Raw genomic sequence first — 8,087 nt, forward strand, 5'->3', positions numbered from 1 at the left:
CTGCTTTATCTCTGATTTCAGTTTTTGGATATGAAAAACATGAAGAGGCCAATTATTCTCTCATTTCCAAATCTCCGAACTTGTACCGTGGGCATTGTGACAAATAGAGGAGCTACCCAAGACCAAATTCCAGGAGCGACACAAATCTTACTCCAAACCATGACTCGTGAAACTTATAACTATTCAGAACAACAAATTGCTCGAAAAATAGATGGTAAAGGTGGAAGTCTATTTACATTAGTTGAAAAAGATTTTGCGGTTATAGGGGCACAGACTCACCCTAAATATGCAGAGGAAACCTTAGATTTATTATTTGATATGACTGAAAATCCCAGTCTTAATCCTAAACACATTGAAATTGAGACTCAAAACCTAATTCAAGTGTACCAAAGAATTATGGCAAATGCGCTTCAACGACTTATCTTTTTTGAAGCTGATAAAGCTGTTTTTGGAGAAGGGAACCCCTATAGTCAATCTCTTATTGGGAATTTAAAATCACTAAAATCGATTTCATCTGAAAATCTCCATCAAATACTGCCTGATTTTTTAATAGAACCGTGGGGTTTTGCCATTGGTTATTTACCAAAAGATATTAGAAAAAAACTAGATGAAAAAATCCTATCACGATTAATTGAAGATAAATCTAAACTAACTACCAAAAAAAATAATACTTCAGGTCAAATGGTACACAAACGATTAATCACCTCATCAACAAAAGAAGATGAGAATGCTTATATATGCCTTAATATCGCGATTGACATGCAAACATCAAGATTAGGGTGTGTTCGATTTTCAAGTGGAATATTAGGTGAATCTTATGGATCAAGAATGTTCACAGTTCTTCGTGATAAAAAATCATTCGGATATTTAACTGGTTCTGTCATAAAACTGTTAGCAAATAAAATTATTCTTCGATGTTTTATGGAAACTAAACCAGTTCGAGCTACAGAGGCAATAGAATCCTTAACGGATTTGATATATGATCTAGTTAAAAAAGAAATATCAATTACTGAATACGAAACCACTAAAAATTATCTTTTAGGAATGCAGGATCTTTCTCTAGATGATTCTCGCATAATCACCTCAAGAATTATTAATCGTAAAGTTCACGGATTATCTCCCAATATAAAAGATAGTTATAAGGAAATTGAACAAGTAACACCAAAAAAACTGCATAAACTCTGGCAATCAATATTTAAACCTGAAAATATAAGCCTAGCGATTTCAGGAGATATAGATCCTAAGGAGATCGAAAACCATTGGCAAAATCAACTGAAATAGTAAATATTGCTAATAAAATTAAGGTTTTTCGTTTAGAGAATAATTTACAAGTCCAACTTGTTACAATTCCAGGAGGTAAAACGACTCTTTTTTCAGTGGGATTCTATGCAGGGGCTATGTACGAAAATGGGTTTGGAAAAGGATCAAATGACGGAGTAAGTCACTTTACAGAACATATGTTTTTCAAAGGTACTCCCTTACGAGATGCAAACCAAATAAATCAAGAATTTTCCCAATTAGGGGCTGATCTTAATGCTTTCACAAGTTATGATCATACTATCTATTATGCCAAAGTTCCAACACGAAATTTAAGAAAGGCAGCTGAAATTTGGAATGATCTTCTACTAAATAAAGAGTTAAATCCTAAAGAGTTTGAAGCTGAAAAGCAAATTATTTTGCAGGAAACCCAAATATACAAGGATATGCCAGAATTCAATGCACACTCAAATGCTCGAGCTCATCACTTCGCTGGAACACCTTTAGAGCATAATATTTTAGGATCAATAGATTCTATTACTTCAATGTCTTTAGGTACATTAGAAAAATATATCAAAAAACATTATTCCCTCCATAATGCTATTATTACTATTGTAGGTGGTGGATTCAATCTAGAAGCAGAAACTGACTTTATTGACAAATTATTTAATGAAAATGGAAAAAAAACTAATCAAAAACCGATTTATCCCCCCCAAATTAACGTACCAAAACGTAAAACTAATCTCAATTACTTTAAAGAGGAGTTAAGCAAACCTTTATCATATTTAGCAATATGTTGGAATTCACCAGGAATTAAATCAGAACTATTTTTCCCATCCCTCCTAATTAATACTTATCTTGGAAACTCTCGTACCTCTATTATTTATCGTAAAATAATCAGTAGAGGGATTTCAAGTCTGTGTAGATATGGTTTTGAACCATTTTATGATGTGTCAGCAAGTTCAATATTGTTTATTTCTCCCCCAGAAAAATTAAATAAAGTATACCATGAAATTCTAAGGCTTTTAATAGATTTATATTCATTTGAATTCACTGATACGATAATTACTGATTTAAAACAGGAAATATGGGGATCGTACTTAGCTGAAATTGAAGATCCTGCAAATTATGGAATAGATCTAGCTCAAAAGTTCATCAAGTTCCGTTACCCTTTACTACCCTCTGATTATGAAAAAAATTTGGATATTCCTTTGGAAATCGTCCAAAAAACTAAAGATGAAATTTTTGGGGATAAAATTTCTCTTACCGTTTATGGTACAGGAAAATTACCATCAGATTGGACACCTGATTTTCCACAAAACTCTCCGTGGTAGTTTATAGAAAGATTAAGATATTGAGATTCAGGTTAATCATAATCAATAAGATGAGGAATATTCATGGATAAGTATATGTGGTGGCAAAAAGCTGTTTTTTATCAAATATATCCACGAAGTTTTAAAGATTCTACTAATAATGGAATAGGGGATTTAAAAGGGATCATTAGTAAATTAGATTATTTAAAAGAATTAGGTATAGATGCAATTTGGTATTCTCCCTTTTTTATGTCTCCTCAAGAAGATTTTGGATATGATATTACAGCATATGATAAAATTGCCCCTGAATATGGAACGATGGATGATTTCAAATTGTTATTGGAAAAAAGTCATGCTTTAGGTATAAAAATGATCCTAGATTTAGTATTGAACCATACCAGTGACAAACATCCATGGTTTTTAGAATCTAAGAAAGATCAATCCAATCCAAAAGCAGATTGGTATGTATGGAAGGATGGGAAAAAAAAGAACGGAAAAAAACCACCAAATAATTGGAAATCTATTATTGGAGGCTCAATGTGGAAATGGAACGAAGAACGGGGTCAATTTTATCTTCATCAGTTCCTACCTTGTCAACCTGATCTTAATTGGCGTAATGAAGAAGTTAAACAACAAATGTTTGATTATATTGAATATTGGCTTAACAAAGGAGTGGATGGATTTAGATTAGATATTATCCATACTCTTTTTGAAGATAATAAATTTCGAGATAACCCCAAAAGTTGGAGATTATTTCCTTCAGAAAGTAGCTCTGCATCCCTCTTCCAGAATCCAAGATATACCCAATTTCTTCCTGAAACAATAGAAATATGTAAATCTATTCGAAAAATTGTTAATAATTATTCTCCCCCTCGAATGTTGGTTGGAGAAGCAACAAGGGAACCAAAAGCAATACGATCACTTTATGGAGCACACAATGATGGTTTAAACCTTGTTTTCAATTTTACTCTATGTAATACAGATTTTAATTCGAAAAAAATAACTAAAATCATTCAAGAATCCGAATCATTGCTCCCTGAGCCCTATTGGCCATGTTTTTGTTTATCAAACCATGATAACAAGCGAATGATTTCCAAATTAGGTAATAATGAAGAGAAAATGCGATTATTTACCCTACTTTTACTTTCTATTAGAGGAACTCCATTTATTTATTATGGAGAGGAGGTAGGAATGCATCAAGTGAAAATCCCTAAAAGTCAATGGTCTGATCCTATAGCATTCTTAAAATTCTTCAAATTACCAATTGGACGTTTTTTCAACCGAGATGGTTGTAGAACTCCGATGCAATGGAAACCAGTAGAAAATAATGCCGGTTTTTCTCCTAATTTTTCTATAAAACCTTGGCTTCCTGTTTCACCAAGTGTAATGACTCAAAATGTCGAAACACAATTGAACAATAAAGATTCATTACTCAAATTTTATCATGATCTGCTAAAATTTCGAAAAAACTCCCTTGCTCTTCAAATCGGTACATTTTCTTTATTATCAACAGCTAATGAAAAAATCTTGACATATAAAAGGACTTTTGGAGATGAAAAATTAGTTATTATTCTTAATTTTTCAAATAAAGTAGTTGAGATTGTAAATCCAACTATAGATGGCTTTAAAGCATTTTCAACCAAGAGTATTATTGATCACAATAATTTCGTATCAAATATAATCTTAGACAAATTTGAGGGAATAATTCTAGATATTAGGTCATAATTTTACAATCTTAGAAAGGGGTTTAGTTACACTCTCTTCCTCGATTTTATATATTCTTCTGCTTCTCCAATAATGTCACGAGTAACGACTACTACTTTATCAGCTAGGTGATGATAGGTTGTAGGGATTACCTCAATCATTGGGTTTTCAACAATCCGATCATAATTTCGTCTTATTTGATCTCGTTCACCTTCAATAAAACCTTGGAATGATTCAATTGTTTTAATAATATCAGAACGAGTAAATATTCCAATGAGCTTCATCAAGTTTCCGTTTCTGTACACCACAGGAAGTCTACCTATAATGTACCGATGCATCAAGTCAGTTGCCTCCCGAACAGTCATTGACGGTGAACCAACAATTAAATCTTTTGTCATAATTTCACTTACTTTCATATCTTGAATCGCTAATCGTTGAGCTCGGATTCTTCGGAGATCAAACATGGTTACAAGTCCCTTAAGATTTCCCTCCTTATCAACTATAGGATAACCTAAATGTTTATAACACATAAAGATATCTAACAAATCAGTAGTTAATGTGTCTTCTAAAATAGCTATTACTTCTTTACTCATGACCTCTTCTAAAGTAATGAAGTTCATTAATTCATCAGTTGTCCTTGCAGTACTTGATATACCTTTATGAACAATCTTTTCTGTATAAATACTCTCCTCAACAAGTAGCAAGTGAACAAGGAATGCTACTAAAACTACAAGCATCATTGAGGGTAAAATCTTAAGGTCTCCGCTCATTTCAAGCGTGATGACGATCATTGTAATAGGTGCACGAGCTGAAGCTGCAAATAAGGAAGCTAACCCAAGAAGAGAATAAAATCCAATATTCAGACTTAATCCGAATATAGCATTAAATAAAACAGCAAATCCCGCTCCAAAAGTTGCTCCCATGAATAATGATGGAGCAAAAATCCCTCCCGAAACTCCACTACCTAACGATAGAGATGTTGCAACAATTTTAAGAAAGCAAAACAGTATCAGAAAAAGCCCTAAAGCTAAACCTGTTAAGGAAGTAAGAGACTGAAATTCTCCATCCAATGCTATATGAATAATTGGATAACCCGCACCGCGAAGATCAAGCGAAAAAATTACAAGGATTATCCCTACTATAGTACCACCAATTGCAGTATCTATGGGTAAAGAAAATCGATTTTTATCAAAAAAATTCTCAGCAAAATATAAAGCTTTTTGCCAGAATATTCCAATTAAACCTAGAAAAATTCCCATAAGTAAAATTAATGGAATTTCAGCAAGTGATCCTAATTCATAAGCTGGAACCAAGAATACGCTTCCAATATTTCCTAAAATTACAAAATTTACGGTTACTGCAACTATACACGCTATGGCAATTGGAACTGCGGTATGTAATGTGATAGTTGCCAATAATACTTCTAAGGCGAAAATAGTTCCTCCCAAAGGTGCGTTGAAAACAGCAGCAATACCAGCTCCAGCCCCAGCAGCAATCAGAATGTTAGATTCAGCAGAACTATAACGAAATCTTGTTGCTATGTAAGACCCAGCCCCAGCCCCAATTTGTGCAATGGGTCCTTCTGATCCAGCACTTAGTCCAGATCCAATTGTGAGTATAGATAAAATAAATTTCCCAATTGGAGTTCTTGGTTTGATAGGTGTATGAGTATGCATAGCTTCCAAAACATTCGGAATTCCATGTCCTTTAGAAAGAGGAAAAGCTCTATAAATTGCATATCCAACGATAAAACCACCTATGGCAGGGATTATTATAATTAAAACAGTGGCAAAAATATCACCGTAATTATTGCGAAAAAAATGGATTAATCCATGTTCCTGAAATAATAATTCATCTAGAATCTCAATAGCTTTACGGAAGACAATACCTGCAATACCACCAAGGAATCCGATGAATATTGCTATAATTTCTAATCTAATATCTCTTTGAAAACGATAAGCTGATCTTCGTTTGTGACTTGCTAGCACAGTCATTAAAATCACATAATTAGAGAGGATAACTAATTTTGAACTTTTTGAGTCTAGAAAGAAATATTTATTGATATTTCTATAGATTCAAACAGAATCAAGTATTTTTTGAAGATCTTCTAGCTTCTATCTAAACTAGAGGAAAATTACTCCCATATTTTGCATGTATGGCACAAGTTCCCTCTATCCCTACCATACAAGGTCCAACTGGATTTTCTGGGGTACATTTTCGATTAAATAATGGACATTCATCAGGATAAATCTTTCCTAAGATAACTTCAGCACAACGACATCCAGATGGCATTTCCACACTAGAAACTGGTGGAAGCTTTTCTTTCAGACGAATGTTGAATTCTTCAAATTTTTCAGAGATTTCTAATCCAGATTTTTGTACTTCGCCGATTCCCCTCCAATTGGCATCAATCACCGAATAAGCTATTTTAATAGCTTCCAGAGCTGTTTTATTCCCTTCACGGGTTACAACCCGTGGATATAGATTTTCAGTTTTGAAATTCTTTTCTTTAATTTGATACAGGATGCTAAGAATTCCAAATAACACATCTACTGGTTCAAATCCTGCAATGACTATAGATTTTTTGTATTTATTACTTAATGGCTCATAGACTTTTGATCCTGTTATTGCTGATACATGTCCTGGGGCTATAAATCCATGTAAAGGAATTTCTGGTGCATTAAGTAGCAATTCCATTGCTGGAGGAACTAAACGATGCGAACTGAGAATAGACAAATTTCTCGGAATCGATTTATTAATTAATTCAATCGCAACCATAGGAGCAGTTGTTTCAAATCCAATAGAAAAAAAAACCAATTCACGTTCTGGGTTTTGCTTTGCCAGCTTCATTGCATCTAAAAAGCTATAAACAACCCGAACATCGGCACCTTCCGCACGAGCAGATAATAAAGATCCTTTCTCACAGGGTACTCGAGCCATATCACCAAATGTAGCCAAAATATAACCTTGTTTTGCTAACCATATACAATGTTCAATATCCTTGCTAGGACAAATACAAACAGGGCACCCAGGTCCAGCTATAACTTCAATATTAGAAGGAAGCAAATTCCGGATTCCCCAATGGCTAATTGTGTATTCATGAGTGCCACAAACATGACAGATCTTTATATTTTCCTTGAGCTCATGGGAAATCTTCGTGATTTTATCTTTTAAAGTTTTTACAACCTCTGGATCTTGAAATGAATTAATCATCGATTTTTCTCCAAAAAAAATAGACAAGATGATCAAATTTTCTCTTATAAGAATTGTTTATATTCTTTCTACTAAGAGGAAAAGGGAGAGAAATATTAAGAAACTGATTTTTTCAAGGTTTCAATAAAAGATGAATCTAAATTTTTTTCATGAAATGCTTGAATTTTGACATCATTTAGCTCAAATCCTTTGAAAACTTCACCAATTACGAATATTTCACTATATTCTTCTTCTTCTAAAAGTTTTTTCAGAGCAGACCAGTATGAATGTAGTAAGAATTCATCAATATCTTTCAATGGGGGAATAATTGTCAAAATTTTCTTATCAGGGATATTTAATGAAATAAAAATCCCATTATGCTTTTGAAAAACTCCTGTACCAATTTTTTTGACTTTTTCAATTGCTATTTTTACTTTTTTCCCAGTTTCAGATAGATATTCATTATTTTTTCTTATACTATCTAATATCGGTTCTTTTCTTTCTTCGATAATTCCATTCAACCATTTAATAGCTTCACGCGGATTTCCATGTGAATACGCATATGCTGACTCAATGTCTGAATCTTTAAGGGGCCATAAAATGTTAGGTTCAGAGGTGTGA

At 33.2% G+C, this 8,087-nt stretch carries 6 protein-coding genes; 3 read left to right on the forward strand and 3 right to left on the reverse strand.

Annotated elements, in window-relative coordinates:
* Positions 1–39 precede the first annotated feature (39 nt).
* From ACWVCY_RS09570 to ACWVCY_RS09580, 3 genes are all read left to right on the forward strand, one after another.
* Positions 40–1,281 (forward strand): M16 family metallopeptidase, encoded by a 1,242-nt coding sequence (locus tag ACWVCY_RS09570; protein WP_455142432.1) that lies wholly within the window; start codon positions 40–42, stop codon positions 1,279–1,281.
* On the forward strand, positions 1,260–2,591 hold the full coding sequence (locus ACWVCY_RS09575) for a M16 family metallopeptidase (RefSeq protein WP_455142434.1): 1,332 nt from the start codon (positions 1,260–1,262) through the stop codon (positions 2,589–2,591). The genes ACWVCY_RS09570 and ACWVCY_RS09575 overlap by 22 nt, the downstream gene beginning before the upstream one ends.
* A 63-nt stretch (positions 2,592–2,654) precedes the next feature.
* Positions 2,655–4,295, forward strand: a complete 1,641-nt coding sequence (locus ACWVCY_RS09580) for an alpha-amylase family glycosyl hydrolase (protein ID WP_455142435.1) — start codon at positions 2,655–2,657, stop codon at positions 4,293–4,295.
* Positions 4,296–4,321: 26 nt separating this feature from the next.
* On the opposite strand, the gene ACWVCY_RS09585 is transcribed toward ACWVCY_RS09580, so the two are convergent.
* From ACWVCY_RS09585 to ACWVCY_RS09595, 3 genes are all read right to left on the reverse strand, one after another.
* Positions 4,322–6,268, reverse strand: coding sequence for a chloride channel protein (locus ACWVCY_RS09585; RefSeq protein WP_455142437.1), 1,947 nt, complete (start codon positions 6,266–6,268; stop codon positions 4,322–4,324).
* A gap of 124 nt (positions 6,269–6,392) precedes the next feature.
* Positions 6,393–7,487, reverse strand: a complete 1,095-nt coding sequence (gene hypD, locus ACWVCY_RS09590; RefSeq protein WP_455142439.1) for a hydrogenase formation protein HypD — start codon at positions 7,485–7,487, stop codon at positions 6,393–6,395.
* A 95-nt stretch (positions 7,488–7,582) separates the two neighbouring features.
* Positions 7,583–8,087 (reverse strand): hypothetical protein (locus tag ACWVCY_RS09595; RefSeq protein WP_455142441.1); only part of this gene is annotated, 505 nt, incomplete at its 5' end.

This window comes from Candidatus Hodarchaeum mangrovi (genome assembly GCF_975850365.1).

Coding starts and splice junctions, on each gene's coding strand:
- ACWVCY_RS09580 (WP_455142435.1), top strand. CDS start 2,655: ATGGATAAGTATATGTGGTGGCAAAAAGCTGTTTTTTATCAAATATAT.
- hypD (WP_455142439.1), bottom strand. CDS start 7,487: ATGATTAATTCATTTCAAGATCCAGAGGTTGTAAAAACTTTAAAAGAT.
- ACWVCY_RS09570 (WP_455142432.1), top strand. CDS start 40: ATGAAGAGGCCAATTATTCTCTCATTTCCAAATCTCCGAACTTGTACC.
- ACWVCY_RS09585 (WP_455142437.1), bottom strand. CDS start 6,268: ATGACTGTGCTAGCAAGTCACAAACGAAGATCAGCTTATCGTTTTCAA.